The following is a 24,877-nucleotide window of genomic DNA, read 5'->3' as shown; positions in this document are numbered from 1 at the left end:
TGCGAGGGCGGGACTAATAAAGTGCCAATGAGTCACAGCGGGGGCTGACCGGGTCATCACGCAATCTGTACTGGGCGGTTCAAATAATTGTATGGTTGCGCCGCCTCGCCGGGCCCGTTGATGCGGGCATGCCAGCGCGCGCGCCCAGCCCACGACACAGGACGCCCCCCTTTGAGCAACCACGATCAGCAGTCCACCGATGGCCAGTCCACAGCAGCGGACGGGCAGGGCAATGCGTCCCGCGACGACGACGCCAAGAAGCCCTCGCCGCTGAAGAATCCCAAGGTGAAGTGGACGCTGATCATCGTCGGCGTGCTGGTAGTGGTGCTGCTGGTGATCTGGCTGGCCTACTACCTGATCAAGGGCCGCTACATGCAGGACACCAACAACGCCTACCTGCAGGCGGACTCGGTGGCGGTGGCCCCGCGCGTCAGCGGCTATGTCACTCAGGTGATGGTGGGCGACAACCAAATTGTCGACGCCGGCCAGCCTCTGCTGCAGATCGACGACCGCACCTACCAGGCTACGCTGCAACAGGCAGAAGCCGCGATCGCCGCGCGTGAAGCCGACATCGCCGCCGCCACCGCCAATGTGGCCGCGCAGGAATCGTCGCTGGTGCAGGCGCGCACCCAGGTGGCCTCGGCCGCGGCAAGCCTGCGCTTTGCACAGGCCGAGGTGAGGCGCTTCGCGCCGCTGGCCGCCTCCGGCGCCGACACCCACGAACACCAGGAAAGCCTGCAGCACGATCTGGAGCGCGCCCGCGCCCAGTACGAGGCCGCACAGGCGCAGGCCAAGGGGGCGCAGAGTCAGATCCAGGCCAGCAGCGCCCAGCTCGAGCAGGCCAAGGCCGGGGTGAAGCAGGCCACCGCCGATGCCGACCAGGCGCGCGTGGCGGTGGAAGACACCCGCCTGACCAGCCGTATCCACGGCCGGGTGGGCGACAAGACCGTGCAGGTGGGGCAGTTCCTCGCCGCCGGCACCCGCACCATGACCATCGTGCCGCAGCAGTCGCTGTACCTGGTGGCCAACTTCAAGGAAACCCAGGTCGGCCTGATGCGCCCCGGCCAGCCGGCCGAGATCGAGGTCGACGCGCTGTCGGGCGTGAAGCTGCATGGCAAGGTGGAAAGCCTGTCGCCGGGCACCGGCTCGCAGTTCGCGCTGTTGCCGCCGGAGAATGCCACCGGCAACTTCACCAAGGTGGTGCAGCGCGTGCCGGTGCGCATCCGCGTGCTGGCCGGTGAGGAAGCGCGCAAGGTGCTGGTGCCGGGCATGTCGGTAGAGGTCACCGTGGATACGCGCTCGGCCAAGGACGCCAAGCAGCGCGCCGAGGAGGAATCGGACCGCGTGCAGGCGCAGGAGCGCGCGCGATGAATGCCGCGGCGGCCACCGGCGAGCGTGCCGGCGGCAGCGCCGGACGCGAGAAAGCCGAACCGGGCGCGTGGCTGGCGGTACTGGCCGGCACCATCGGCTCGTTCATGGCCACGCTGGACATCTCCATCGTCAACGCCGCGCTGCCCACCATCCAGGGCGAAGTAGGCGCCAGCGGCACCGAGGGCACCTGGATCTCCACCGCCTACCTGGTGGCGGAAATCATCATGATCCCGCTCACCGGCTGGTTCGTGCGTACGCTGGGCCTGCGCAACTTCCTGCTGATCTGCGCGGTGATGTTCACGGCCTTCTCGGTGGTCTGCGGGCTGTCCACCTCGCTGACCATGATGATCATCGGCCGCGTGGGCCAGGGCCTGGCCGGCGGTGCGTTGATCCCTACCGCGCTGACCATCGTCGCCACGCGCCTGCCGCCCAGCCAGCAGACCATGGGCACCGCCTTGTTCGGCATGACCGTGATCATGGGCCCGGTGATCGGCCCGCTGCTCGGTGGCTGGCTGACCGAAAACGTCAGCTGGCACTACGCGTTTTTTATCAACGTGCCGATTTGCGTAGGCCTGGTGGCGCTGTTGCTGCTCGGGCTCAAGCACGAAAAAGGCAACTGGGCCGGCCTGCTGGATGCGGACTGGCTGGGCATCTATGGGCTCACCGCCGGCCTGGGCGGGCTCACCGTGGTGCTGGAAGAAGGCCAGCGCGAGCGCTGGTTCGAGTCCAGCGAAATCAACACGCTCAGCGTATTCGCGCTGAGTGGATTTTTGGCGCTGGTGATCTCGCAGTTTCGCCAGCGCGCACCGGTGATCCGGCTGTCGCTGCTGCTGCACCGCAGCTTCGGCGCGGTGTTCATCATGATCATGGCGGTGGGCATGATCCTGTTCGGGGTCATGTACATGATCCCGCAGTTCCTGTCGGTGATCTCCGGCTACAACACCGAACAGGCTGGCTATGTGTTGCTGCTGTCCGGCCTGCCCACGGTGCTGTTGATGCCGATGATGCCCAAGCTGCTGGAGGTGGTGGACGTGCGCATCCTGGTGATCGCCGGGCTGCTGTGTTTTGCCGCGGCATGCTTCGTCAACCTGTCGCTGACCGCCGACACCGTGGGCATGCATTTTGTCGCCGGGCAGTTGTTGCAGGGCTGCGGCCTGGCACTGGCGATGATGTCGCTCAACCAAGCGGCCATTTCCTCGGTGCCGCCCGAGCTGGCCGGCGATGCGTCCGGGCTGTTCAACGCCGGCCGCAACCTCGGCGGCTCGGTGGGACTGGCGCTGATCTCCACCTTCCAGGAGCGGCGCATGACCTTCCACACCGAGACCATCGGCAGCGCCGTCACTGCAAATGCCAGCCGCGCGCAGGATTTCCTGGCCGGGTTGAACGCGCAGATGCAGGGCAGCGCCGGTGGCGAGGCGGCGATCCGTGCGGTTGCCCAACTTGCGCGCCTGGTGCAACAGCAGGCGTTGGTGGTGACCTATAGCGACCTGTTCTGGATCTTTGGCGTGATCGTGGTCTGCACGATTCCGCTGGCCTTTTTGCTCAAGCCGTTACCCAAGGGGACGCACCTTGCAATGCACTGATTCCCTGCGCCTGGCGCGTATGCCGCTGGCGGCAGCGCTGGCCTCCCTGCTGCTGGGCGGCTGCATGCTCGGCCCCAACTACACCAAGCCGCCCGCGGTGGCCGAAACCGCCGTGCAGGCGCCCACGCTGCATCGCGCCAGTGCGGCCGACGTGGTCGCCGCCGCACCACTGAATCACTGGTGGGAAGACCTGCACGATGCGCAGCTGACTCAGCTCGTGACCCAGGCGCTGGCCGACAGCCCCAACCTGCGCGCGGCGCAGGCGCGTCTGCGCGCCAATCGGGCGCTGGCCAACCAGCGTCGCGCCGAGCGGCTGCCCAAGCTCAACGCCAGTGCGCTGTATGCCTATGCCGAACCGCCGCAGACCATCGTCGACACGCTGGGCGGGCTGCAGAACGGCCAGCAGGGCCAGCCCCCGGCGCAGGGCAGCCAGGCGCTGAACCTGGAAAAGACCGAGCTCTATACCGCCGGCTTCGATGCCAGCTGGGAGCTGGACCTGTTTGGCCGCCGCCGCCGCGCCGCCGAAGGCGCGCTGGCCCAGGCGCAGGCGTCCGAAGCCGAACTGGCCGACGCGCAGGTGCAGCTGGCTGCCGAAGTGGGGCAGGTGTATCTCAACTACCGCGGGTTGCAGGCGCGCCTGGCGATTGCCGACAGCAACCTGGACAAGATCCGGCAGTCGCTGGCCCTGGTGCAGCAGCGCCGCGGCCAGGGTGCCGCCTCGGACCTGCAGGTCGAGCAGATCGCCACCCAGGTGCAGCAGCAGGAGGCCCAGCGCCTGCCGCTGCAGATGCAGCAACAGGAAGCGCTGGACCAGCTGGCGTTGATGGTCGGCCGCGAGCCGGGCGCGCTGGATGCGCAGCTTGCCGCACCGCAACCGCTGCCGATGCTGCCCACCCAGGTGCGCGTGGACGATGCCGGTGCGTTGATCCGTCGGCGCCCGGACGTGCGCAAGGCCGAGCGCGAGCTGGCCGCGTCCAGTGCGCAGATCGGCGAGGCGTTGAATGGCTACTTCCCGCAGGTCAGCCTGCTTGGCGGCCTGAGCTGGGTGGCCGGTTCGCCCAGCGATTTCAATTCCGATGCGCTGACCAAACTGGCAGTGCCGATGCTGCGCTGGTCGATCTTCGACTTCGGCCGCACCCGCGCGCAGGTCGAACAGGCGCGTGCCGGCAATGCCGGGCGCGAGGCCGCCTATGAAGGCGCGGTGCTGGCGGCGCTGCAGGACGCCAATACCGCACTGTCGCGGTTTGGCTCGGCACGCCAGCAACTGGTGGTAGCGCGGCAGGCCGAGGCCTCGGCCACGCGCTCTGCCGGGCTCATGCAGCAGCGCCGCGATGCCGGTGCCACCTCCAGCATCGACCTGCTCGATGTGCAGCGCCAGCAGTTGTCCGCGCAGGACGCCGCCGCGCAGGCGCAGGTGCAATTGCTGGTGTATTACGTGGCGCTGCAGAAGAGCCTGGGCCTGGGCTGGAGCGAGCCGCCGCAGGCCGCCGCCCGCTAGCGCCACGCGTGTCGGCGCGCACTGCAGCGCCGGCACGCTTTTGCCATGATGCGTGCACGGCGCCACGGTGGCGCCGGCGCGTTGTTGTCACCGAGAGGATGCATGGCCCTTTCCGAAGCCGTCTTGCCCGCACCTGCCGCCGCCGATGCGGGGTATCTGTCGATCCGCGAGGTCCGCAAGGAGTTCGACGGCTTCGTGGCGGTGGACGATGTCAGCCTGCAGATCCGCAAGGGCGAAATCTTCGCGCTGCTGGGTGGCTCGGGCAGCGGCAAATCCACCTTGCTGCGCTGTCTTGCCGGCTTCGAGCGGCCCACCAAGGGCAGCATCGTGCTCGATGGCCAGCCCATCGACGCGTTGCCGCCGTACGAGCGGCCGATCAACATGATGTTCCAGTCGTATGCGCTGTTCCCGCATATGACGGTGGAGCAGAACATCGCCTTCGGGCTCAAGCAGGAAGGCTTGCCCAAGGCGGCGGTGGCCCAGCGGGTGGGCGAGATGCTCGAGCTGGTGCAACTTGCGCGCCTGGCCAAGCGCAAGCCGCATCAGTTGTCCGGTGGGCAGCAGCAGCGCGTGGCGCTGGCGCGCTCGTTGGCCAAGCGGCCCAAGCTGCTGCTGCTGGACGAGCCGATGGGCGCGCTGGACAAGAAGCTGCGTTCGCAGATGCAGCTGGAACTGGTCAACATCATCGAAACCTCCGGCGTCACCTGCGTGATGGTCACCCACGACCAGGAAGAAGCCATGACCATGGCGACGCGCATCGCACTGATGGACCACGGCTGGATCCAGCAGGTGGGCACGCCGGATGAAATCTACGAGCAGCCGGCCAACCGCTTCGCGGCCGAATTCATCGGCTCGGTCAATCTGATCGAGGCGGTCATCGCCGAAGACGCGCCGGATTCGGTCAGTCTCACCACCGCGGCATTCGCCGCGCCGATTCGCATCGGCCACGGCATCACCGGGTTCGAAGGGCAGGCTGTGGCGTTTGCAGTACGCCCGGAAAAACTCGGCATCGGCAAGCAGGAGCCGGCGCAGGCCTGCAACAAGGCGCAGGGCGTGATCGAAGACATTGCCTATTTCGGCAGCCACTCGGTCTACCACGTGCGCCTACCCAGCGGCATCAAGCTGATGGCGCATTTCGCCAATCGGCAACGCTGGGCCAGCGAAGCGCTGACCTGGGGCGATGCGGTGTGGGTGGGGTGGGGCGAGGACGACGGCGTGGTGCTCACCGCATGAGGCCGCGCCTGCCAAGAGTGGCCAGCAAAACTACTGCGCAGTCACCAGGGGGGCGCGGCCGGTGCTCGGAATCCTCATGTACCACACGTACACTGCGGTTCCTCCGCGCCGTCCGCGCCCCCCTGGCGACTGCTCGCTACGTTTTGCTAACCACTCTTAGTCGTGGTCTGCCGGGTGCGCGTTGGGGCGTGATCGCCGCACCGTATCTGTGGTTGCTGGTGTTCTTCGCCATCCCGTTCCTGATCGTGCTGAAGATTTCGTTTGCCGAACGCGCAACCGCGATGCCGCCGTACACGCCGCTGTTTGCGTATGCGGCCGATGGCGCGGTGAGCCTCAAACTGCATCTGGGCAACTACCTGGCCCTGCTGCGCGACAGCCAGTACGTGGCCGCTTACCTGAGTTCGATCAAGATCGCCGCGATTTCCACCGCACTGGCGCTGTTGATCGGCTACCCGATGGCATACGTGATCGCGCGCCTGCCGCTGGCCACCCGCAACGTGGCCATGATGCTGGTGGTGTTGCCGTCGTGGACCTCGTTCCTGATCCGTGTGTACGCATGGATCGGCATTCTCGATGGCAACGGCCTGCTCAATCAGGCCCTGCTGGCGCTGGGTGTGATCGAGCAACCGCTGCAGTTGCTGTACACGCCGATCGCCGCCTACATCGGCATCGTCTATTGCTATCTGCCCTTCATGGTGCTGCCGCTGTATGCCAACCTGGTCAAGCACGATTCGCGGCTGCTGGAGGCGGCTTACGACCTGGGCGCGCGGCCGTGGCAGGCATTCGTGCGCATCACCTTGCCGCTGTCGCGCAATGGCATCGTCGCCGGCTGCATGCTGGTGATGATTCCGGCGGTGGGCGAGTTCGTGATTCCCGAGATGCTGGGCGGTCCCGATACGCTGATGATCGGCCGCGTGCTATGGGGCGAATTCTTCAATAACCGCGACTGGCCGGTGGCCGCCGCGGTGGCCACGGTGATGCTGGTGCTGCTGCTGGTGCCGATCGTGATCTTCCACCGTCACCAGCAGCGCGAGCTGGAAGGGCGGCTGACATGATGCGCGCCGCGCGCGGTGGGCGTGTGCTGGGCGGCAGTGTGCTCGCGCTGGGGTTCGGTTTTTTGTATCTGCCGATCCTGTTGCTGATGGTGTATTCGTTCAACGCCTCGCGCCTGGCCACGGTGTGGGGCGGTTTTTCCACCCGCTGGTATGGCGAGTTGCTGCGTGACCGCCAATTGCTGGACGCGGCCTGGATGAGCCTGGAAGTGGCGTTCTGGACCGCATGCGCGTCCACCGTGCTCGGCACCATGGCGGCGATGGCGATGGTGCGCATGCGGCGGTTTCCCGGCAAAACGCTGTTCGGTGCGCTGATCACCGCACCGCTGGTGATGCCGGAGGTGATCATTGGTCTGTCGATCCTGTTGCTGCTGGTCTCGATGGGCGGCGTGCTCGGCATCGCGCCGCGCGGCGCGGTCGCCATCTGGGTGGCGCATGTCACCTTCACCGTCTCATTCGTGACCGTGGTGATTTCCTCGCGGCTGCAGGAGCTGGACCGCTCGCTGGAAGAAGCCGCCATGGATCTGGGCGCCACGCCACTGAAGGTGTTCTTCCTGATCACCTTGCCGATCATCGCGCCAGCACTTGCGTCGGGCTGGCTGTTGGCATTCACGCTCTCGCTGGACGATGTGGTCATTGCCAGTTTCCTGGCGGGCCCAAGCTCCACCACGCTGCCGATCAAGGTGTTTTCGTCGGTACGCCTGGGCATCAGCCCCAAGATCAATGCGCTGGCCACGGTGATGGTGCTGGCGGTGTCGGTGGCGGCGGTGATCGGGTGGTGGTTGCTGGCGCGCAGTGAAAAACGCCGTCTACGCGATGCGCAACTTGCGCTGCAGTCTGCTCCCTGAGGGCGCGCTGGCGCTGAGGTGGCCAATCACCGCAGCGACCTGCCGCCAGATAGATGCAAACGCTAGAGCCATCGGTGTGTGCGAAAGCTGCAAGTCGATTCCGACCCCGTAGTGCGCAGTCCGGCCGATAAGCGCAACAAGTCGATCGGCGGTGCTTACCTGGTCGAAGGCGTGTATCCGCTGTCCCAGGGCTGTGGCTTGGTCAGGTAGCACTGATACTCGGCCCTGATGTCGTAGCCGCGTTGCTCCACGCTGGATTGTTCGTCGTTGCGGTCCTTGCGGTTGTCCTTGCCGTCGTTCTTGGACTTTCGCTTGTCAGGAAAGATCGGGACCATGTTCGGTGACGACCGCGCGGTGATGAGTTGGCGGATGGCAGTGTCCGAGCACGCTTGCAGCGCTTCTTGCTCGCAGGGTTGCGCGGGGTCGGGCTGTAGGCTGGTGCAGCTCACAGTGACAAACCCGGCCGGGCCGGGCCGCGGGTCACGCAGAAGGTCCTGGAGGGCTGCACATCCAGCAAGGCACGCACTGGTGCCAAGTACAACCAGAACAATGAGATTCCGGCGCATCGTGGTGGTCTTCCCTGGGTGGATCAATCTGCCATTGCAAAATGCTGGAGCATTTTGCGCGGTTGCACTGGCGAATAGGGCAGGGCTGCTTTCGTTACCTTGTCTGGGTGCATCATCCCGGCTGCCATTGAGCCACAAGCTGTGCGGAAGAGGTGCGTCACTGCGCGGTGCGGTAAACACAGCGTTGCAGCGATTTGCAGCGGTTGTGACGCGGCTGCAACTTCCCGGCGACTAGCATGGCCGCCTTGTAACAGGAGACCATCATGTCCTACGACACCGTCAACCCGGCCAATGGCCAGGTCGAACATACCCAGCACACGCTGGACGCCGCCGCCATCGAGGCGCGTCTGGCTGCTTCCGCCAAGGCGTTTCCGAGCTGGGCGGCGCTGCCGCTGGCCGAGCGCGGCGCCTTGTTGCGGCGGGTGGGCGAGGAGCTGACCAAGCGGCGCGAGGACCTGCAGCGCATCATGACCGTCGAGATGGGCAAGCTGCGTCGCGAAGCCCTGGCCGAGATCGATAAATGCGCGCAGGGCTGCGCCTATTACGCCGAGCATGCGGCCGAGTACCTGGCGCCACGCGCCATTCCAACCGAGGCGCAGTCCAGCTATGTGCGCTATGAACCGCTGGGCTGCGTGTTTGCGGTGATGCCGTGGAATTTCCCGCTGTGGCAGGCGTTTCGCTTTCTCGCGCCGGGCCTGATGGCCGGCAATGTCGCGCTGCTCAAACACGCCAGCAACGTGCCGCGTTGCGCCGATGCGATGAAGGAGGTGCTAGACGCCGCCGGCATTCCGCCGGGTGTGTTCGACGTGCTGCATATCGACAACGACCAGGCTGCCGAGGTGTTGCGCGATGACCGCATTGCGGCAGTCACGCTCACCGGCAGCGAACGTGCCGGCCGCTCGCTGGCCGCTAACGCAGGCGATCAGCTGAAGAAGTGCGTGATGGAACTGGGCGGCAGCGATGCCTTCGTGGTGCTCGACGATGCCGATCTGGAGCGCACCGTGCAGTCGGCAGTGCAGTCCCGCTTCGACAACAGCGGGCAGACCTGCATTGCCGCCAAGCGCTTCATCGTGGTGGATGCCATTGCCGACCATTTCGTGGAGCGCTTCGTTGCCGCCGCCGCGCAGCGTGTGCTCGGCGACCCGCAGCAGGACGCGACCACACTTGCGCCGATGGCGCGTGCGGACCTGCGCGATGAATTGCACAAGCAGGTGCAGGAGAGCGTATCCAAGGGTGCCAAGGTGTTGCTTGGCGGCGAGCCGGTGGCGGGGTCCCATGCGGGTTACCCGGCCACCATTCTCGACCAGGTCGGCCCAGGCATGCCGGCCTACGAACAGGAATTGTTTGGGCCGGTCGCGGCGGTGATTCGCGTCGCCGATGAGGCCGAAGCCGTGCGCGTGGCCAATGACACCACCTTCGGTTTGGGCGGCAGCGTCTGGACCGCTGACGCCAAGCGGGGTGAGCGCGTTGCGCAGCAGTTACAGTGCGGTGCGGCGTTCGTGAATTCGGTGGTGAAGAGCGATGTACGGTTGCCGTTCGGTGGGATCAAGCGTTCGGGATTCGGGCGGGAATTGGCCGAGCACGGGATCCATGAGTTCATGAACATCAAAACGATTTATGTGGCTTGAGGGTGGGGATTTGGGAGTCGGGATTCGGGATTTGCAAGAGCGGCGGTTCTTTTCCCATCGGGAGAAGGTATGCAGAGAGTAGGTGAGGCTGCGTTGCTCTTGCAGTGCTGGTGGTCTAGCTGATTCATCCGCTGATTTGTAGGCAACCTCGCTTTGGCTTCTAGCGAATCTCGAATCTCGAATTGCCGCTCTCATTGCGCCAAAGCTTCAGGTCAGAGTGAAAGCAGAAGCAAAGGCTTCCGCGCCTGTGGCGCGGGTAACTTTTGTCTTGGCAAAAGTCACCAAAACCGCGCTCGCCCGACGTGATCCGGTGCGATGAAGCCGCACCGGTGCCCTGTGCTCCTCGCCACGCGCGGCACGGCGCCCAAACTCGCTGCGCTCAGACAAGGGCGCCTCTCCGGCCACGCGTGACTGCGGTGCTCGGCTCGCTTTAGGGCGAGGTGAGCGAGGAGCGAAGGCGAAAGCTCAAGCAAAGCCAAGCCGAAGCTTCCGCGCCTGCGGCGCGGGTAACTTTTGTCTTGGCAAAAGTCACCAAAACCGCGCTCGCCCGGCGCGATCCGGTGCGATGAAGCCGCACCGGTGCCCTGTGCTCCTCGCCACGCGCGGCACGGCGCCCAAACTCGCTACGCTCAGACAAGGGCGCCTCTTCGGCCACGCGTGACTGCGGTGCTCGGCTCGCTTTAGGGCGAAGGAAACTAAAGGCGAACAACGAAAGCGAAGACTCAAGCCAAGAGCAACGGCGAAGAGCTCAATGCAAGTAGCGGCCATGAACGACAGCCAAGAACAACAGCCGGGAGCAATGCTCTTCAGCCACGCCCAGGAGCAGTCGCCAGCGAAAAGCTCAGCGACCACCGCTCTACCAATTCCCCATTCCCAACTCCCCATTCCGCCACCGCAACACGGTGGCCCTTACAGCCAGCGCGCGCGCTTGAACAGGCGATACAGGACGAGACACGAGGCAACGATGCCGCCGACCAGCAGCGGGTAGGCGTAGGGTTTGTCGAGTTCGGGCATGTGGGTGAAGTTCATGCCGTACCAGCTGGTGATCAGGGTAGGGGCGGCCAGCAGGGCGGCCCAGGCGCCGAGGCGTTTGACGGTTTCGCCCTGCGCCAGGGTCACCATCGAGAGGTTGACGCTCAGCGCGGTGCCCAGCATTTCGCGCAAGGTGTCGATGGCGTCGTTGATGCGCACAGCATGATCCAGCACGTCGCGCAGGTAGACGCCGACCTCGCCGTGAATCAGCGAGCCGGGATTGCGCTTGAGGTGCGAGAGCACGTCCTGCAGCGGGGCCACCACCAGCCGCATCTTGTTGAGTTCGCGCTTGAGTTCGTACAGGCGCACCACGGTTTCGCGTTTGTAGTTCTCCGCGAAGATGTCTTTTTCCAGGCCTTCCAGGGTGTCGCGGAACTCGTCCATGATCGGCAGATAGTTGTCGACCACGAAGTCCAGCACGCCATACAGGCAAAAAGCCGAGCCCATGCGCAGCATCGCCGGCTCGCGTTCCACGCGGTTGCGTACCGGCGTGTAGGACAGCGAGGCGCCGTGGCGCACGGTGAGCAAAAAACGTGCGCCGAGGAAGGCATGGGTTTCGCCGTAGCGGATGCGTTCGTTGACCAGCTGCGCGGTGTTGACAACCACGAACAATGAATTGCCATAGCTCTCGGCCTTGGGCCGCTGATGCGCCTTGAGCGCATCCTCGATCGCCAGGTCATGCAGGCCGAACTCTTCCTGCAGTTTGCGCAGCACCGATTCCTGCGGCTCGTACAGACCAACCCAGACGAAGCCGTCCGGGCGCTGTAACTCGTCGCTGATCTGTTCCAGGCTGATGTCGTGGCGCGCGCCGTGGCCATCGTAATAGGCGCAGGTGATGACGCAGGACGGGTTTTCCGGGTGGCGACGGTTGTTCATGGCCGCATCGTGGATCAGCGCGCACGCACCGGCAAGGCGCGCGGACGCAGCGCGATGGCCAGTGCGGCATGAATCGGCAGCAGCAGCAACACCCACTGCAGGTTGTCCTGCGCCTGGAACGACAACCAGTGAATCACCAGCGCCAGCAGTGCGCACGCAGCGACCACCCAGCACAACACATCGAACCAGCGCCCCGGCCGGCGGCCGCGCAGCAGCGCAACGCCGCCCACGCAGAGCAACACGCACAGCGGATTGACCAGCAGCAAATTACGGTTGGCCCATGCAGACTGGTGCGCGGTGAAGCCCCACAAATACACCAACAGGCCGCCGCCGATGGCGCACAACAGCCAGAACGGCAGCGCCGCGCCGGCAAGCAAACGCTGCCTGCGGCGCACTGCCAACACGCCCGCGGCGACTAGCACGCCGGTCAGCAGCCACGGCCACCAGTGCCTTTGCTGTTCGGCCGGCTCCGGTGCAATGCGATGCGGCAACAGCACCTGGGTGGATTGCACCAGCGGACGTCCGGCGCTGTTGTGCACCTGGGTCAGGCTGTCGGCCAGGCGCATCGGCACGAACGCTTCTTCCCAACGCGACAGCGGGCGGTCTGCGTATGGCCCCAGGCCCAGGTCGAAGCCCAGCCACATCCATGGGGCGGGGGAGGCCAGGCGCACCGCTTCGCTGCGGAAGGTGTTACCGCGCGAGCGGCCGGCCAATTGCGACTTGAGCGCGCCGTCCATGGCACGGTCCAGGGTGTCGCGGACCATCGTGGCGCAGTTGGCAACGAAATAATCGTAGTGGTAGCGCGCGTTTTCCGGCCGGCTGCGCACCGCCAGACCATCGGCCAGGGCCTGCGCCTGTTCCGGTGGCAGATCCAGCCACTGGATGCTCACGCCGCGGCCGCCGTCGCGGTATTGCGCCAGATCTTCTTCCAGCGGCAGCGCCACCAGGTAATACATCATCTCGCCGCGCGCAAAACGCGGCACGAAGTCGGGCTCGCCGGGATCGAAGAAACCGAAGTTGTACGAGGTCACCTGCTGAGTGGCCGGGTCGACCACCACGATGGCGTCATGGCCGAAGCGCTCGAAGAACACTTCGCCCGGCTGCATGGTGGCCACGCCGATGCGCGGCGCCTGCGCCATGGCGCTCTGCAGGCTCAGCAGGGCGAGCAGCAGGAGTGCACTGCAGCCTGCCCACCAGGCGGCGGCGCGGCGTGCCGGCCCGCGCACGGCGGTGCTGCGCCGGCGCAGGTTCAAGCGTCGTCCTGCGGATCAGGCGGCAGGATGGTGACGTGGAAGGCGTGCACGCGACGCGCGTCGGCCTTTGCCACGCGGAACGCAAACCGGCCCAGGGTCAGCTCCTCGCCGGTTTCCGGCAGATGCCCGATCGCATCGGTGACCAGTCCGCCCACGGTGTCGTATTCGTCATCGGGGAAATCGGCGCCGAAGCGCTCGTTGAAATCCTCGATCGGCGTCAGCGCATCCACCACGTAGCGGCCGTCGGCCTGGATGGCGATCAACGAATTCTCTTCTTCGGCATCGTCGTGCTCGTCGTCGATCTCGCCGACGATCTGCTCCAGCACGTCTTCGATGGTGACCAACCCGGCCACGCCGCCGTACTCGTCCACCACGATCGCCATGTGGTTGCGCGAGAGACGGAATTCCTTGAGCAGGACGTTGAGCTTTTTCGACTCGGGGATCAGCACGGCCGGGCGCAGCAGTTCGCGCACGTTGCCCGGGCCGTTGTCGGCCACCACGCCGCGCAACAAGTCCTTGGCCAGCAGGATGCCGAGCACTTCGTCCTTGTTTTCGCCGTGCACGGGGAAGCGCGAGTGGCCGGATTCGACCACCTGCTTCATCAGGTCGAGGAAGCGCGCCTCCACCGGCAGCGACACCATCTGCGAGCGCGAGATCATCACGTCGCCCACGGTGAGCTCGGACACGGAGATCGCGCCTTCCATCATGCGCAAGGTGTCTGCGGCGATGAGACCGTCTTGTTCGGCGGTGCGCAGCAGGGCGACCAGTTCGTCGCGGGTATGCGGTTCGCCAGAGAAGGCCGCGCTCAAGCGCTCGAGCCAGCTACGGCGTTTTTCCGGGGATTCTGAGGTTTGGCTACTGTCGTCTTCGGACATCTTGACGGGGAACGGCACCCGGCGAACCAGGCGATAGTGCCAAGTCTAGCAGGAAGCCGTGAGTGGTCTGTGGCTGGGGGCTGTGGCTGACCTGGCGCGCAGGGCAGGGTGTGGGTCAGCGCGGCACGGCGGCGGGTCCAGCATCCAGGCCGCTGCGACGCACCGCTGCCCTGTGTCCGTCAGGCCGTCTACGTCAGGCCGTGTCGGGACCATTCCAACCCGATAGCACCAGATCGACGCGGCTCAGCACCGGAGCGCGTAGCTGATTCCAAGTCGAGGCAGACCGAACGCGCAACGCAGGCCGCCGAGCCGGCGAGCGGGGCCGCGCAGCGCTCAGGGCAGGTCGAGGCTGTAACCGCAGCCCACTACGGTCTTGCCAGGGTGCGATTTCACATTCGACACGCTGAGCACGATCGACTCGATCATCGCCTCGCCGGTCTTTGGGTTGGTGGTGTCTTCGCTGACCACCTCGCGCCCATACATCACCTTGTCGGCGTTATCCACGCCCAGCTCCAGATCCAGCTGCTTGGCCAGCGGGCGCGGGTCGGGCAGGTCGAGCAGCGCCATGACGCTGGCACCGGAAAACGCAATCTGGTTGGTGCTGTGGCCGAAGACGGTGATCGGCGTGTTGAGCGTGTACTCGGTCATGAACAGGTTGGACTGCGCTTGCGGTGCCCAGCCCAGCGCCACCGCCTTGAGCGGGTCGGCCAGGATTGGTGCCAACGCAGAGAAGTCGCCGATGCGCTGGCGGCACTCGATCAACGCCGGCAGATCCGGGCGCACCGGCGCGGTCTGCGCCCAGGCCGGGCAGGCAGCTGCCATCAGCAGGCCGACCATCACCCACCGCCGCATCAGCGCTCTCCCGCGTACGGGTCGTCGATGCCGAGTTCGGCCAGGATCTCGCGCTCCAGCTGTTCCATCGCGTCGGCCTCCTTGTCGTCCTCGTGGTCCCAGCCCAGCAGGTGCAAGGTGCCGTGCACGGTGAGATGCGCGTAGTGCGCGCTCAATGATTTGCCTTGCTCGGCGGCCTCGCGGGCCACCACCGGCGCACAGATCACCAGATCGCCAAGCAGCGGCATCTTGACGCCCTTGGGCAGGCCCTCCGGCATCTCCGCCGGGAAGCTGAGCACGTTGGTGGCGTAATCCTTGCCGCGGTAGTGATGGTTGAGCGAGCAGCCTTCCTTCTCGTCGACCACGCGTACCGCCAGATCCGCTTCGCGGATCCGCCCCTTCAGCGCGGCCGCCACCCACTTGCGAAAACTCACCGACGAAGGCAGCCCGGTGCGCGGCAGCGCATAGCTGACTCCGACATCGAGGCGGACCGGACCTTTGGTCATGGGGACACCAATCATTCTGATCAGACAGGAGCAACAGTATCGCGCGTGTGCTGTTTTACTGCGACTTCCAGTCGCCCGCGTCATACCCGATTTCGACCACATCGGCCGTTCTCGCTGCATCCTCGATCCCTGCCTCCTTGAGCGTGCCGTGGCAGTTGAAGCCCAGATGGGTCTTGATCTGGCGCGCTAGTGCCACGGCCTGCTCCTCAGGTGTGGCGTCAGTGTCGACGCGAATGCTTGCCTTGGCGCACCCGCCGATGCTGGTGACCTGAATTGCTGGAACCAGGGTCAGTGCAGCTTGGTCCGCTAACGCCTCGAAAGCGTCCTGAGCCACAGCGTCCTCGTCCGCAGACACACGCACCTTGAAGTAATAGAGCTGCTTGTAAAACAGATAGCCGTTGGAACGCATCGGCTTGCCGGTCGAGGACAGTTGCGTTCTGAGGCGCAGCTTTTCCCCGACAACCCGCTGGGCATCCGCGATGGCCGCGATGACCTTGGCATCGGTGCCATTGGCGGGCGCGGCGGCAGGCGCATCATTGGTCGGCAGCACGAGCGTGGTCTGGTCCAGCTCGTCCAGGCGCGAATAGCTGCCCTGCGTCACTGCCGACGCGAGGTCTTTGCGAAATGCCGCCATGCCCTCTGCAATGGCTTGCGTCTGATCGCGCTGACGTCGCATGGCCAGGGTTGCGCAGATGCCTGCGCCACGCCGACATTGCGACGCATCACCTGGGCGCAGGACACCTGGCGGTGCCTGCATCGGCGTGATTTCAGGCTGCAGGTTCGGGCGGCGTGTGGGCGAGATCGTGCTTTTCGTACGCCGTGACGATGCGTTGTACCAGCGGGTGGCGCACGACGTCGCGGGCTTCGAAAAAGGTGAAGCTCACCCCGTCCACCTCGCGCAGCACGTCGATGGCATCGCGCAGCCCGGACTTGACGTGCTTGGGCAGGTCGATCTGGGTGAGATCGCCGGTGACCACCGCGGTGGAACCGAAGCCCAGGCGGGTCAGGAACATCTTCATCTGTTCGATGGTGGTGTTCTGCGCCTCGTCCAGGATCACGTACGCGTCGTTGAGGGTGCGCCCACGCATGTAGGCCAGCGGAGCGATCTCGATGACGTTCTTTTCCAGCAGTTTGACCACTTTTTCCACGCCCAGCATTTCATACAGCGCGTCGTACAGCGGGCGCAGGTAAGGGTCGACCTTCTGGCTGAGATCGCCCGGCAGAAAGCCCAGCTTCTCGCCAGCCTCCACCGCCGGGCGCACCAGGATCAGCCGCTGCACGCGCGACTCGTTCAGTGCTTCCACGGCGCTGGCCACGGCCAGGAAGGTCTTGCCGGTGCCGGCCGGGCCGATACCGAAATTGATGTCGTGGGTGGTGATCGCGTGCAGGTACTTGGCCTGGTTGGCGCCGCGGCCACGCACGGTGCCGCGTTTGACCTTGATCGCCACGTCCTGTGGTTCGTATGCGCGCTGCGCCACCTGCTCCACATTGGCATCGTTGAGCCGTAGATGGATGGCGTGGTTGTCGAACGTGGTGGAGGCGGCTTCGTCATACAGCGCGGTCAGCAGATGCTGCGCGGCATCGACCGCCGGCTCCGGGCCGGTGACGCGGAAGATGTTGCCGCGGTTGGCGATCTCCACGCCAAGCTTGAGCTCGATCTGGCGCAGGTGCGCATCGAACGGGCCGGCCAGGTTGGCCAGGCGCTCGGTATCGGCCGGGTCGAGGGTGAAATCGCGGGACGCTGGTGAGTTCATGATTGGATCGGACACCGCGCAATGCGGCGTCGGTAGGACGGGAGCAAAAGGGTAGCGCGGGGGGCGTGATCCCACCAGCAAACCGGGCGGTGCAGCACCGCGCCGTGCATAGGTGCAGAGCGCAGCCAGGACTTTTCCACACCGGGTGTGGAGCGTCGTACCAGTAACCTGTGGATAGATTCGGTTTCCCTTACTGCCGCAAGGCTCACACTGCATGTGGCGAAAAAATGACCAGCGGGTGGCAGGTTGTCCACACCGGATGTGGATGGTTTTCGCCAAAGCCTGTGGGTAAGTGGCGATGCGCTTACTGCGACAAGGCCTTGCAGTTGCATGGCGAAAAAATGACCAGGACGCGTGGCGCGTGTTATGAGCACGTCGCTGCGATGCTGCACTGGGAGCGATGCATATGGACGTGCATGTCAGCGAAATATCGCTGCGGTGCAGAACCGTGCCACGGCGCGCTAGTCAATGACGCATTGGCCATCGGACAAGAATCGTTTCGCGCTTGCGGGCATTACTTATGACCACTGGCACCTAATGCTTCCGCCATGGCGCAGCACTGCGCCGCCTGCACCATGTCTCGCCACCGTCGTCGGCCTGCACCTGGGCGACTCCCACACGCCAACTGCATCAGCGTGTGGGGTCTTCCGGAGGGCAAGAATGCGCGCTGCCCGCTCAGGCCGCGCTGTCGTCCAATTGGATGCGCCCGCGCAGCGAATTGCTCAGTGCTTCTGTGATCAGCACATCCACGAACTGGCCCACCAGGCGCGGATTCCCCGGGAAATTCACCGGGCGCATGTTTTCGGTCTTGCCGGTGAGCTCATTGGCATCACGGCGCGACGGGCCTTCCACCAGCACGCGTTGCACGCTGCCGACCATGCGTTGCGAAATGCCGGCGGCATGCGCGTTGATATGCGCCTGCAGACGTGCAAGGCGCGCCTGCTTTACCGTATCGGGGGTGTCGTCTTCCAGATCCGATGCCGGCGTACCGGGGCGACGCGAGTAGATAAAGGAGAAGCTCTGGTCGAAGCCCACGTCCTCGATCAACTTCATGGTCTTATCGAAATCGGCGTCGGTCTCGCCCGGAAAGCCGACGATGAAGTCCGAGCTGATCGAGATATCTGGCCGCACCGCGCGCAGCTTGCGGATCTTGGACTTGAATTCCAGCGCCGTGTAGCCGCGCTTCATCGCCGACAGGATGCGGTCGCTGCCGGCCTGCACCGGCAGATGCAGGTAATTGGCCAGCTGCGGCACATCGCGATAGGCATCGACCAGCGAATCGGAAAACTCCAGCGGGTGCGAGGTGGTGAAGCGGATCCGGCCAATCCCGTCGATCTGCGCAATGGTCCGGATCAGCAACCCCAGATCGGCGTACTGCGCCGGCTCGCCAGCATCGGCACCGTACGCACCGCGATACGCGTTGACGTTCTGGCCGAGCAGATTGATCTCGCGCACGCCCTGTGCGGCCAGCTGCGCCACTTCCACCAGCACGTCCTCGAACGGCCGGCTGACTTCTTCGCCACGCGTATATGGCACCACGCAGAACGAGCAGTACTTGGAACAACCTTCCATGATCGACACGAACGCCGACGGGCCATCGGCACGCGGTTCGGGCAGGCGGTCGAACTTTTCGATCTCCGGGAAGCTGATGTCCACCTGCGACTTGCCGGACTCACGGCGGGCACGGATCAACTCCGGCAGCCGGTGCAGGGTCTGCGGGCCGAACACCAGGTCCACGTACGGCGCGCGCTTGACGATCGCTTCGCCTTCCTGCGACGCCACGCAGCCACCCACGCCGATGATCACCGGCTTGCCACCGGCCTTGAGCGCCTTCCAGCGGCCCAACTGGCTGAACACCTTTTCCTGCGCCTTTTCGCGAATGGAGCAGGTGTTGACCAGCACCACGTCCGCGTCTTCCGGATTGTCGGTGAGCTCCAGTCCTTCGGACGCGGCAAGCACGTCGGCCATCTTGGCCGAGTCGTACTCGTTCATCTGGCACCCGTGGGTCTTGATGTACAGCTTGCCGCGTACCACGGCAGGCGCTTGCGGGCGGCCAACGGGCAGGGGCAGCAGGGCGGGCGCGTCCACGGCGGTGGCCGTGGTCGGCAGATCGGAAACGGATGTCCCGGGCATGGCGCTTATTCCAGGCGGGTAGAAGAGAGCCGCGCAGTTTACCCGCTCATGCCGCCCCGGTGGCGCTCAGGCGCCGGCGTCCACCGCCGCGGCCCGCGCCACCGCTGGCCGCGCGGCCATGCGTGCGATGTAGGCGAGGGTCGGGGCAGGCGGGTCGATCATCTTGAAGCCGGCCATCCAGCCCAGCGCGCTGCCCCACAGCACGTCGGCGGCGGAACAACGTGCGCCGAGCAGATAGTCGCCCTTGGCCAGCTGGGCATCCACCACCGCCAGCACGGTGGGGAAGTCGGCCCATGGCGACAGCGAGCGTGGCGGTGCATCGCGCTTCATGGCCTTGTCGATCAGGGCCGGCTCGAAGGCCGAGCCGTAGAACGCCAGCCAGCGCAGATAGGCGCCGCGGTCCGGGTCGCCCGGCGCAGGCGACAGCCCGGCGTCCGGGTACAGCTCGGCCAGGTATTGGTAGATCGCCGCCTGTTCGGTCACCACGCTGTCGCCGTGCGTGATGGCGGGAATCTTGCCCATCGGGTTGATCGCCAGGAACGCGGCATCGCGCTGGTCGCCGCGCTCCAGATCCAGCCGCTGCAGGCTGTAGTCGGCGCCCAGTTCCTCGAGCAGCACCAGGACTCCGCGCGAGCGCGATTGCGGATTGTGGAACAGGGTGATGTGGCAGTCGCTATGCATCGGAAGCTCCTGGCTGGAAGGAAGACGAGACATGGAGCGTAACCAGCACTTGCGGACAGTTTCTGTCCGCAATACGGTGCCGCCATGGCCTCCACCGCAGCCCGCTTGCTTCGTCTGATCGCGCTCATGCAGAACGGGCGGGATTGGCCAGGCGCGGCTCTCGCCGAGCGCCTGGGGATTCACCCGCGCAGTGTGCGCCGCGATATCGAGCGCTTACGCGAGCTGGGTTACCCGATCCGCGCGGTATCCGGCACCGGCGGCGGCTACCGGCTGGGGCACGGCGCGGCGGCCTTGCCGCTGCTGTTCGAAGAAGACGAAGCGCTGACCGTGGCCATTGCGCTGCGCGCGGCCGCGCCGGCCATTGCTGGCCTGGACGACACGGCGGCCCGCGTGCTGACCAAGCTCGATCCGCTGCTGCCGCGCCGCCACCAGCAACGCGCCAGCGCCGCGCATGCCGCCATGGCCAGCCTGCCTACCGCCGCGCCAGGCAGCCAGGTGGACGCGGCAATGCTGGCCCTGCTGGCCGGTGCCTGCCGCGATCGCATCAACTTGCAGCTGGAGTACCGGCGCCATTCCGGCGAGCAGATCCGCCGCCGGGTCGAGCCAGCCCTGCTGGTGAACTACGGCCGTCGCTGGTACCTGCTGGCTTGGGATTGCGAACGCCAGGATTGGCGCACCCTGCGCGCGGACCGCATCGATCAGGCCCAGCCCACCGGCATGCAGGCGCAAGCCCGCGCGCTGCCAGACGAGCCCTTGCAGCTGCTGCGCAAGGCGATCGGCGAGGCGCCGTTTCCGCATCGGGCCCGGGTGCGCCTACGCGGCAGCCTGCAGGACCTGGCCGCCCGCGTGCCGCCCTGGCTGGGCGCGCTGGAGGCGGACGGCGCCGACCACTGCTGGCTGGGCCTGGGCGCGCCCAGCCTGTCGGCATTGGCGGCCAACCTGTTGCTGCTCGAGGAGCCGTTCGAGGCGCTCGCGCCAGATCACCTGCGCGCCCCGTTGTGCGACGCGCTGACGCAGCTGCGGGCCCGGCTGGAGTACTTGCCGGCAAGCACCGGCGAGGACACTTGGCAAGTGCCGGGCAAGCTGGGACACTCCGCCGCATGAAGGGGATGTCAAGAACACTGGGGCTCTTGTTTGTCACGTTGGCGGCTGCGCCCGCCAGCGCCGGCACGCTGTACAAGTGTGTCAGCGCCGATGGCATTGCCAGTTACGTCAGCAAGCGCCAGAGCGGGGCTGCCTGCAGCATCATCAGCCAGTACACGCCAGATCGCTCGGCCAGCCGGTCGTCCGCTCGCCTGGCCGCCAGCCCGGCGCGCATGGCGCCCGACATCAACAGCGGCGCCCCGGCCACCATCATCAGCCCGCCGGTCAGCGCACGCCGCACGGCCGAGGTCGCCAGCGCGCCGCTGCCGGCGGGTCGCAGCATGCCAGTGTCCGAGAGCGCCATCGCGCCACTGCCGGCAGCGGCTGCGGTCAACCCGCGCCGGGTGGTCAGCGGCCAGGTGTATTCGTATATGAAGGACGGCGTGCGGCACTACACCAGTGCGCGCCCGCGCCAGGTGGCCAGTATCGAAGGCCTGCGCACTATCCATTACAGCTTCATCGAGACCTGCTACGCCTGTGGCGCCAAGCCGGGCGTCAACTTCGGTGCGATCCGGCTCAACACCAGCGCCTACCAGCAGGAGATCGCTGCCGCCGCGCGCGAGTTCGGGGTCGAAGAGTCGATCGTGCGGGCCATCATCCATGCCGAGTCCGCGTATAACCCGCTGGCCTTGAGCCGCGCCGGCGCACAAGGCCTGATGCAGCTGATGCCGGGCACCGCGCGCAGGTTCGGGGTCAGCGATGCCTACGATGCGGGACAGAACATCCGCGGCGGCGTGCAATACCTGTCGTGGCTCTTGAGGCGTTTCAACGGCGATCTCACCCTGGCCGCTGCGGGATACAACGCCGGCGAAGGTGCGGTGGATCGTTATGGTGGCGTGCCGCCCTACAGCGAGACCCAGCGTTACGTGCAACGCGTCGGCCTGTTGGCTGGCCGCTATCGCGGGCAGGCCTCCACCGCCAATTAGTGCGCGCCTGCGTGCGCGGCACGCACGCTGCACGACACCGACGCCCAATAATGATGCAGTGCGATTGCACGCGCGTGCTGCCCGCATGCGCGCTGCTCCGGCCATGCATGCATCGCCGCGCGCCGCGCCTTGAACTGCGCGGTTTCATGGACTGCATCACGCACGTGGCCCACGCGGGTGTGCTTCGCCACACCCGCCTGCATGCCGATGCACGAGAGGGTTTGCATCGCGCATGCCCGACTGCGTACATTGCATTGTCTGTGCATTAAGCGTTCCGCTACACTGCGGTCGATTCATCGCGGCTGGACCCCCCGCCAGCCGCTGGCAGCCTCACGCTACCTAATCAAGATCGGAGAGCCGGATGGCCAACGATGGGGTTAACGCACCTGCCGACACAGGACGTCGTCGGTTTTTGACCGCGACAACCGCCGTGGTCGGTGCGGTCGGAGCAGGTTTTCTCGCAGTCCCGTTCGTGAAGTCGTGGAATCCCAGTGCACGTGCCAAGTTGGCCGGCGCACCGGTGACCGCCGACATCAGCGCTTTGCAGGAAGGCCAGCGGCTGATCCTGGAATGGCGCGGCCAACCGATCTGGATCGTCAAGCGGTCCAAGGCGATGCTCGATGCATTGCCATCCCTGGACGACCGGCTCAAGGATCCAAAGTCCGAGAACAAGGACCAGCAGCCGGACTACGTGCTGAAGAACCCCGAGTACCGCTCGATCAAGTCCGACATCTCGGTCCTGGTCGGCCTGTGCACGCACCTGGGGTGCTCGCCGGAGATGGTGGCCGAGATCCGGCCCGAGCCCTACGACCCGCAGTGGAAGGGCGGCTATTTCTGCCCGTGCCACAAGTCGCGCTTCGACATGTCCGGCCGCGTCTTCGATGGCGTGCCGGCACCGATCAATCTGTTGGTGCCCCCACACCACTATGTCGATGACAACACGCTGGTGATCGGCGTCGATCCGGACGCAGCCGGCAAGCCGGCCAACAGCACGGGGGCTGCCTGATGAGCAATATCCTGGTTCGTACCGCCAACGGCGTGTTCGAGTGGGTCAACGAACGCGCACCCGGCCTGGTGCCGGTGTATCGCAAGCATGTCAGCGAGTATTACGCGCCGAAGAATTTCAACATCTGGTACTACTTCGGTTCACTGGCCATGGTGGTGCTGGTCAACCAGATCGTCACCGGCATCTTCCTGACGATGCACTACAAGACCAGCGCCGCCGATGCCTTCGCGTCGATCGAATACATCATGCGCGACGTGGAGTGGGGCTGGCTGATCCGCTACATGCACAGCACCGGTGCCTCGCTGTTCTTCATCGTGGTGTACCTGCACATGTTCCGCGGCCTGATGTACGGCAGTTACCAGAAGCCGCGCGAACTGGTGTGGATCCTTGGCATGCTGATCTACCTGGTGCTGATGGCCGAAGCCTTCATGGGCTACGTCCTGCCCTGGGGCCAAATGTCGTTCTGGGGCGCGAAGGTGATCATCTCGTTGTTCGGCGCCATTCCGGTGATCGGCAATGGGCTGACCGAATGGATCATGGGCGATTACCTGCCCGGCGATGCCACGCTCAACCGCTTCTTCGCGCTGCACGTGATCGCATTGCCGCTGGTGCTGCTGTTGCTGATCGTGCTGCACCTGGGCGCGCTGCATGAAGTGGGCTCCAACAACCCCGACGGCGTGGATATCAAGAAGGGGCCCAAGGGCAACCGCTGGGATGCGCACAAGCCGGCCGATGGCATTCCGTTCCATCCGTATTACACGGTCAAGGATCTGGTCGGCGTCGGCTTCCTGTTGGTGATCGCTGCCTTCATCATCTTCTTTGCGCCGGCCTTCGGCGGCTTGTTCCTGGAGCATGACAACTTCACCGAGGCCAATCGCCTGGTGACGCCGGAGCACATCAAGCCGGTGTGGTACTACACGCCGTATTACGCGATGTTGCGGGTGGTGCCCAACAAGCTCGGTGGCGTGCTGGTGATGTTCTCGGCGATCGCCATCCTGTTCCTGGTGCCCTGGCTGGATCGCGCCAAGGTGCGTTCGATCCGCTACCGCGGCTGGATCTCCAAGGTGGCGCTGGCCGTGTTGGTGGTGTGCTTCGTGTGGCTGGGCGTGATCGGCTCCGGCCCTGGCACCGACGCGCATGAAACCTATGTGGGGCGCGTGCTGACCTTCCTGTACTTCGCGTTCTTCATCACCATGCCGGTGTGGACGCGGCTGGACAAAACCAAACCGGTACCGGAGCGGGTGACCACACATGACTAAGCCCATCGTGAGGTCATGGAAGTCGCACGTGGTCGCCTTGCTGTGTGGTGTGCTGTTCGCCGGCGGTGCGCTGGCGGCAGAGGGCGGGGCGGTGCAACAGGCCGGCAACGACCTGGGCGACCGCGCATCGCTGCAGCGCGGCGCGCAGTTGTTCATGAACTACTGCTCCGGCTGCCACTCGCTGAAATATCTGCGCTACTCGCGCATGGCCAGCGACCTGGGGTTGAGCGAGGCCGAAGTCATGGCCAACCTCAATTTCACCGGCGCCAAGGTGGGCGAACACATCGAAGGCACCATGCCGCACGATGCGGCCACCAAGTGGTTCGGCAAGGCGCCGCCGGATCTGACCCTGATTGCACGCGTGCGTGGCACCGACTGGGTCTACACCTACCTCAAGTCGTTCTACCTGGATCAGACACGTCCACTGGGCTGGAATAATCAACTGTTCCCGAATGCCTCCATGCCCAACCCGCTGTGGGAGTTGCAAGGCCTGCAGCAGGCGCAGTTCGGCCCACCGGACAAGGCCACCGGCGATCGCCCGGTGCAGGCATTGAAGCTCGGCCAGCCGGGGCGGCAGACGCCGGTGGAATTCGATCAGACCGTGCGCGACATCGCCAACTTCCTGGAGTACGCCGGCGAGCCCGCAGCGCTCAAGCGGCAGAGCATGGGCGTGTGGGTGATCCTGTTCCTGGCCCTGCTCACCTTCATCGCGTATCTGCTGAAGAAGGAATACTGGAAGGACGTGCACTGATCACGCCCAAAAGCCGGATACGGCGCCGCCAGTGTGGCGACCGTGTCCTTAGCACTATTGGCTTTTGCGTGA

General features: G+C 65.5%; 22 protein-coding genes and 1 other RNA gene. 13 read left to right on the top strand and 10 right to left on the bottom strand.

Annotation, left to right across the window (positions count from 1 at the left end; all coding sequences use genetic code 11):
• Positions 1–171 precede the first annotated feature (171 nt).
• The 7 genes from ACCQ01_RS13185 (at position 172) to ACCQ01_RS13155 (ending at position 7,585) form a co-directional block, all read left to right on the top strand.
• Positions 172–1,371: an HlyD family secretion protein gene (locus ACCQ01_RS13185; protein WP_115005073.1), complete on the top strand. Its 1,200-nt coding sequence runs from the start codon at positions 172–174 to the stop codon at positions 1,369–1,371.
• Complete coding sequence (locus tag ACCQ01_RS13180; RefSeq protein ID WP_228432144.1) at positions 1,368–2,954, top strand: MDR family MFS transporter; 1,587 nt, start codon at positions 1,368–1,370, stop codon at positions 2,952–2,954. The genes ACCQ01_RS13185 and ACCQ01_RS13180 overlap by 4 nt, the downstream gene beginning before the upstream one ends.
• A gap of 4 nt (positions 2,955–2,958) precedes the next feature.
• Positions 2,959–4,452 carry an efflux transporter outer membrane subunit gene (locus ACCQ01_RS13175; protein ID WP_161963389.1) on the top strand — a complete coding sequence of 498 codons (1,494 nt, stop codon included), beginning with the start codon at positions 2,959–2,961 and terminating at the stop codon, positions 4,450–4,452.
• Between the two features lie 102 nt (positions 4,453–4,554).
• The gene (locus ACCQ01_RS13170) at positions 4,555–5,685 is read left to right on the top strand and encodes an ABC transporter ATP-binding protein (protein ID WP_043921804.1); all 1,131 of its coding nucleotides are present in this window, start codon (positions 4,555–4,557) and stop codon (positions 5,683–5,685) included.
• Positions 5,686–5,761: 76 nt separating this feature from the next.
• A non-coding RNA gene (locus tag ACCQ01_RS13165) (sX9 sRNA) lies at positions 5,762–5,837 on the top strand.
• Positions 5,829–6,740 carry an ABC transporter permease subunit gene (locus ACCQ01_RS13160; RefSeq protein WP_115573119.1) on the top strand — a complete coding sequence of 304 codons (912 nt, stop codon included), beginning with the start codon at positions 5,829–5,831 and terminating at the stop codon, positions 6,738–6,740. The genes ACCQ01_RS13165 and ACCQ01_RS13160 overlap by 9 nt, the downstream gene beginning before the upstream one ends.
• Positions 6,737–7,585, top strand: a complete 849-nt coding sequence (locus ACCQ01_RS13155; RefSeq protein ID WP_042597719.1) for an ABC transporter permease subunit — start codon at positions 6,737–6,739, stop codon at positions 7,583–7,585. The genes ACCQ01_RS13160 and ACCQ01_RS13155 overlap by 4 nt, the downstream gene beginning before the upstream one ends.
• A gap of 155 nt (positions 7,586–7,740) precedes the next feature.
• Here the strand turns inward: ACCQ01_RS13155 and ACCQ01_RS13150 are convergent, their stop codons facing one another.
• Complete coding sequence (locus ACCQ01_RS13150; RefSeq protein WP_372358804.1) at positions 7,741–7,920, bottom strand: hypothetical protein; 180 nt, start codon at positions 7,918–7,920, stop codon at positions 7,741–7,743.
• 494 nt (positions 7,921–8,414) lie between these two features.
• Between ACCQ01_RS13150 and ACCQ01_RS13145 the strand changes: the two genes are divergently transcribed.
• A complete protein-coding gene (locus tag ACCQ01_RS13145; protein WP_228432140.1) occupies positions 8,415–9,779 on the top strand; it encodes an NAD-dependent succinate-semialdehyde dehydrogenase in 1,365 nt (454 codons plus the stop codon).
• 909 nt (positions 9,780–10,688) lie between these two features.
• Here the strand turns inward: ACCQ01_RS13145 and ACCQ01_RS13140 are convergent.
• From ACCQ01_RS13140 to ACCQ01_RS13100, 9 genes are all read right to left on the bottom strand, one after another.
• Positions 10,689–11,687 (bottom strand): magnesium and cobalt transport protein CorA, encoded by a 999-nt coding sequence (locus ACCQ01_RS13140; protein ID WP_040942300.1) that lies wholly within the window; start codon positions 11,685–11,687, stop codon positions 10,689–10,691.
• 14 nt (positions 11,688–11,701) lie between these two features.
• Positions 11,702–12,940 (bottom strand): lipoprotein N-acyltransferase Lnb domain-containing protein, encoded by a 1,239-nt coding sequence (locus tag ACCQ01_RS13135; RefSeq protein WP_372358803.1) that lies wholly within the window; start codon positions 12,938–12,940, stop codon positions 11,702–11,704.
• Entirely contained in the window at positions 12,937–13,815 is an 879-nt protein-coding gene (locus ACCQ01_RS13130) for a CorC family transporter (RefSeq protein ID WP_011037476.1), read from the bottom strand. Before ACCQ01_RS13130 ends, ACCQ01_RS13135 begins: the two co-directional genes overlap by 4 nt.
• A 333-nt stretch (positions 13,816–14,148) precedes the next feature.
• On the bottom strand, positions 14,149–14,667 hold the full coding sequence (locus ACCQ01_RS13125) for a hypothetical protein (protein WP_228432138.1): 519 nt from the start codon (positions 14,665–14,667) through the stop codon (positions 14,149–14,151).
• Complete coding sequence (ybeY, locus tag ACCQ01_RS13120; protein ID WP_042597712.1) at positions 14,667–15,152, bottom strand: rRNA maturation RNase YbeY; 486 nt, start codon at positions 15,150–15,152, stop codon at positions 14,667–14,669. The genes ACCQ01_RS13125 and ybeY overlap by 1 nt, the downstream gene beginning before the upstream one ends.
• A gap of 55 nt (positions 15,153–15,207) precedes the next feature.
• Positions 15,208–15,828, bottom strand: coding sequence for a hypothetical protein (locus tag ACCQ01_RS13115; RefSeq protein ID WP_228432136.1), 621 nt, complete (start codon positions 15,826–15,828; stop codon positions 15,208–15,210).
• A gap of 91 nt (positions 15,829–15,919) precedes the next feature.
• Positions 15,920–16,906 carry a PhoH family protein gene (locus tag ACCQ01_RS13110; RefSeq protein WP_115540466.1) on the bottom strand — a complete coding sequence of 329 codons (987 nt, stop codon included), beginning with the start codon at positions 16,904–16,906 and terminating at the stop codon, positions 15,920–15,922.
• Positions 16,907–17,581: 675 nt separating this feature from the next.
• Positions 17,582–19,039, bottom strand: a complete 1,458-nt coding sequence (gene miaB, locus ACCQ01_RS13105; RefSeq protein ID WP_228432134.1) for a tRNA (N6-isopentenyl adenosine(37)-C2)-methylthiotransferase MiaB — start codon at positions 19,037–19,039, stop codon at positions 17,582–17,584.
• Between the two features lie 66 nt (positions 19,040–19,105).
• The gene (locus ACCQ01_RS13100) at positions 19,106–19,720 is read right to left on the bottom strand and encodes a glutathione S-transferase family protein (RefSeq protein WP_228432332.1); all 615 of its coding nucleotides are present in this window, start codon (positions 19,718–19,720) and stop codon (positions 19,106–19,108) included.
• 84 nt (positions 19,721–19,804) lie between these two features.
• On the opposite strand from ACCQ01_RS13100, the gene ACCQ01_RS13095 reads away from it, so the two are divergent.
• From ACCQ01_RS13095 to ACCQ01_RS13075, 5 genes are all read left to right on the top strand, one after another.
• Entirely contained in the window at positions 19,805–20,824 is a 1,020-nt protein-coding gene (locus ACCQ01_RS13095) for a helix-turn-helix transcriptional regulator (RefSeq protein ID WP_228432133.1), read from the top strand.
• Complete coding sequence (locus ACCQ01_RS13090; RefSeq protein ID WP_228432131.1) at positions 20,821–21,789, top strand: lytic transglycosylase domain-containing protein; 969 nt, start codon at positions 20,821–20,823, stop codon at positions 21,787–21,789. Before ACCQ01_RS13095 ends, ACCQ01_RS13090 begins: the two co-directional genes overlap by 4 nt.
• A 361-nt stretch (positions 21,790–22,150) precedes the next feature.
• Entirely contained in the window at positions 22,151–22,795 is a 645-nt protein-coding gene (petA, locus tag ACCQ01_RS13085) for a ubiquinol-cytochrome c reductase iron-sulfur subunit (RefSeq protein ID WP_011037467.1), read from the top strand.
• A complete protein-coding gene (locus ACCQ01_RS13080; RefSeq protein WP_116902394.1) occupies positions 22,795–24,054 on the top strand; it encodes a cytochrome b in 1,260 nt (419 codons plus the stop codon). The genes petA and ACCQ01_RS13080 overlap by 1 nt, the downstream gene beginning before the upstream one ends.
• Positions 24,047–24,805, top strand: coding sequence for a cytochrome c1 (locus ACCQ01_RS13075; protein WP_029216995.1), 759 nt, complete (start codon positions 24,047–24,049; stop codon positions 24,803–24,805). The genes ACCQ01_RS13080 and ACCQ01_RS13075 overlap by 8 nt, the downstream gene beginning before the upstream one ends.
• Positions 24,806–24,877: the final 72 nt, after the last annotated feature.

The organism is Xanthomonas sp. NCPPB 4037 (genome assembly GCF_041475695.2).
Classification (GTDB): Bacteria; Pseudomonadota; Gammaproteobacteria; order Xanthomonadales; family Xanthomonadaceae; genus Xanthomonas; species Xanthomonas campestris.
Note: the sequence above shows the minus strand (reverse complement) of the source record. Positions and strands in the feature narration are given on the sequence as shown.

Excerpts from the sequence above, each read along its gene's own strand:
- ACCQ01_RS13100 (WP_228432332.1), bottom strand. The coding sequence starts at position 19,720 with ATGCATAGCGACTGCCACATCACCCTGTTCCACAATCCGCAATCGCGC.
- ACCQ01_RS13075 (WP_029216995.1), top strand. The coding sequence starts at position 24,047 with ATGACTAAGCCCATCGTGAGGTCATGGAAGTCGCACGTGGTCGCCTTG.
- ACCQ01_RS13180 (WP_228432144.1), top strand. The coding sequence starts at position 1,368 with ATGAATGCCGCGGCGGCCACCGGCGAGCGTGCCGGCGGCAGCGCCGGA.
- ACCQ01_RS13155 (WP_042597719.1), top strand. The coding sequence starts at position 6,737 with ATGATGCGCGCCGCGCGCGGTGGGCGTGTGCTGGGCGGCAGTGTGCTC.
- ACCQ01_RS13170 (WP_043921804.1), top strand. The coding sequence starts at position 4,555 with ATGGCCCTTTCCGAAGCCGTCTTGCCCGCACCTGCCGCCGCCGATGCG.
- ACCQ01_RS13145 (WP_228432140.1), top strand. The coding sequence starts at position 8,415 with ATGTCCTACGACACCGTCAACCCGGCCAATGGCCAGGTCGAACATACC.
- ACCQ01_RS13115 (WP_228432136.1), bottom strand. The coding sequence starts at position 15,828 with ATGCGACGTCAGCGCGATCAGACGCAAGCCATTGCAGAGGGCATGGCG.
- ACCQ01_RS13150 (WP_372358804.1), bottom strand. The coding sequence starts at position 7,920 with ATGGTCCCGATCTTTCCTGACAAGCGAAAGTCCAAGAACGACGGCAAG.
- ACCQ01_RS13110 (WP_115540466.1), bottom strand. The coding sequence starts at position 16,906 with ATGAACTCACCAGCGTCCCGCGATTTCACCCTCGACCCGGCCGATACC.
- petA (WP_011037467.1), top strand. The coding sequence starts at position 22,151 with ATGGCCAACGATGGGGTTAACGCACCTGCCGACACAGGACGTCGTCGG.
- ACCQ01_RS13130 (WP_011037476.1), bottom strand. The coding sequence starts at position 13,815 with ATGTCCGAAGACGACAGTAGCCAAACCTCAGAATCCCCGGAAAAACGC.
- ACCQ01_RS13080 (WP_116902394.1), top strand. The coding sequence starts at position 22,795 with ATGAGCAATATCCTGGTTCGTACCGCCAACGGCGTGTTCGAGTGGGTC.
- ACCQ01_RS13095 (WP_228432133.1), top strand. The coding sequence starts at position 19,805 with ATGGCCTCCACCGCAGCCCGCTTGCTTCGTCTGATCGCGCTCATGCAG.
- ACCQ01_RS13125 (WP_228432138.1), bottom strand. The coding sequence starts at position 14,667 with ATGCGGCGGTGGGTGATGGTCGGCCTGCTGATGGCAGCTGCCTGCCCG.
- ACCQ01_RS13090 (WP_228432131.1), top strand. The coding sequence starts at position 20,821 with ATGAAGGGGATGTCAAGAACACTGGGGCTCTTGTTTGTCACGTTGGCG.
- ACCQ01_RS13140 (WP_040942300.1), bottom strand. The coding sequence starts at position 11,687 with ATGAACAACCGTCGCCACCCGGAAAACCCGTCCTGCGTCATCACCTGC.
- miaB (WP_228432134.1), bottom strand. The coding sequence starts at position 19,039 with ATGCCCGGGACATCCGTTTCCGATCTGCCGACCACGGCCACCGCCGTG.
- ybeY (WP_042597712.1), bottom strand. The coding sequence starts at position 15,152 with ATGACCAAAGGTCCGGTCCGCCTCGATGTCGGAGTCAGCTATGCGCTG.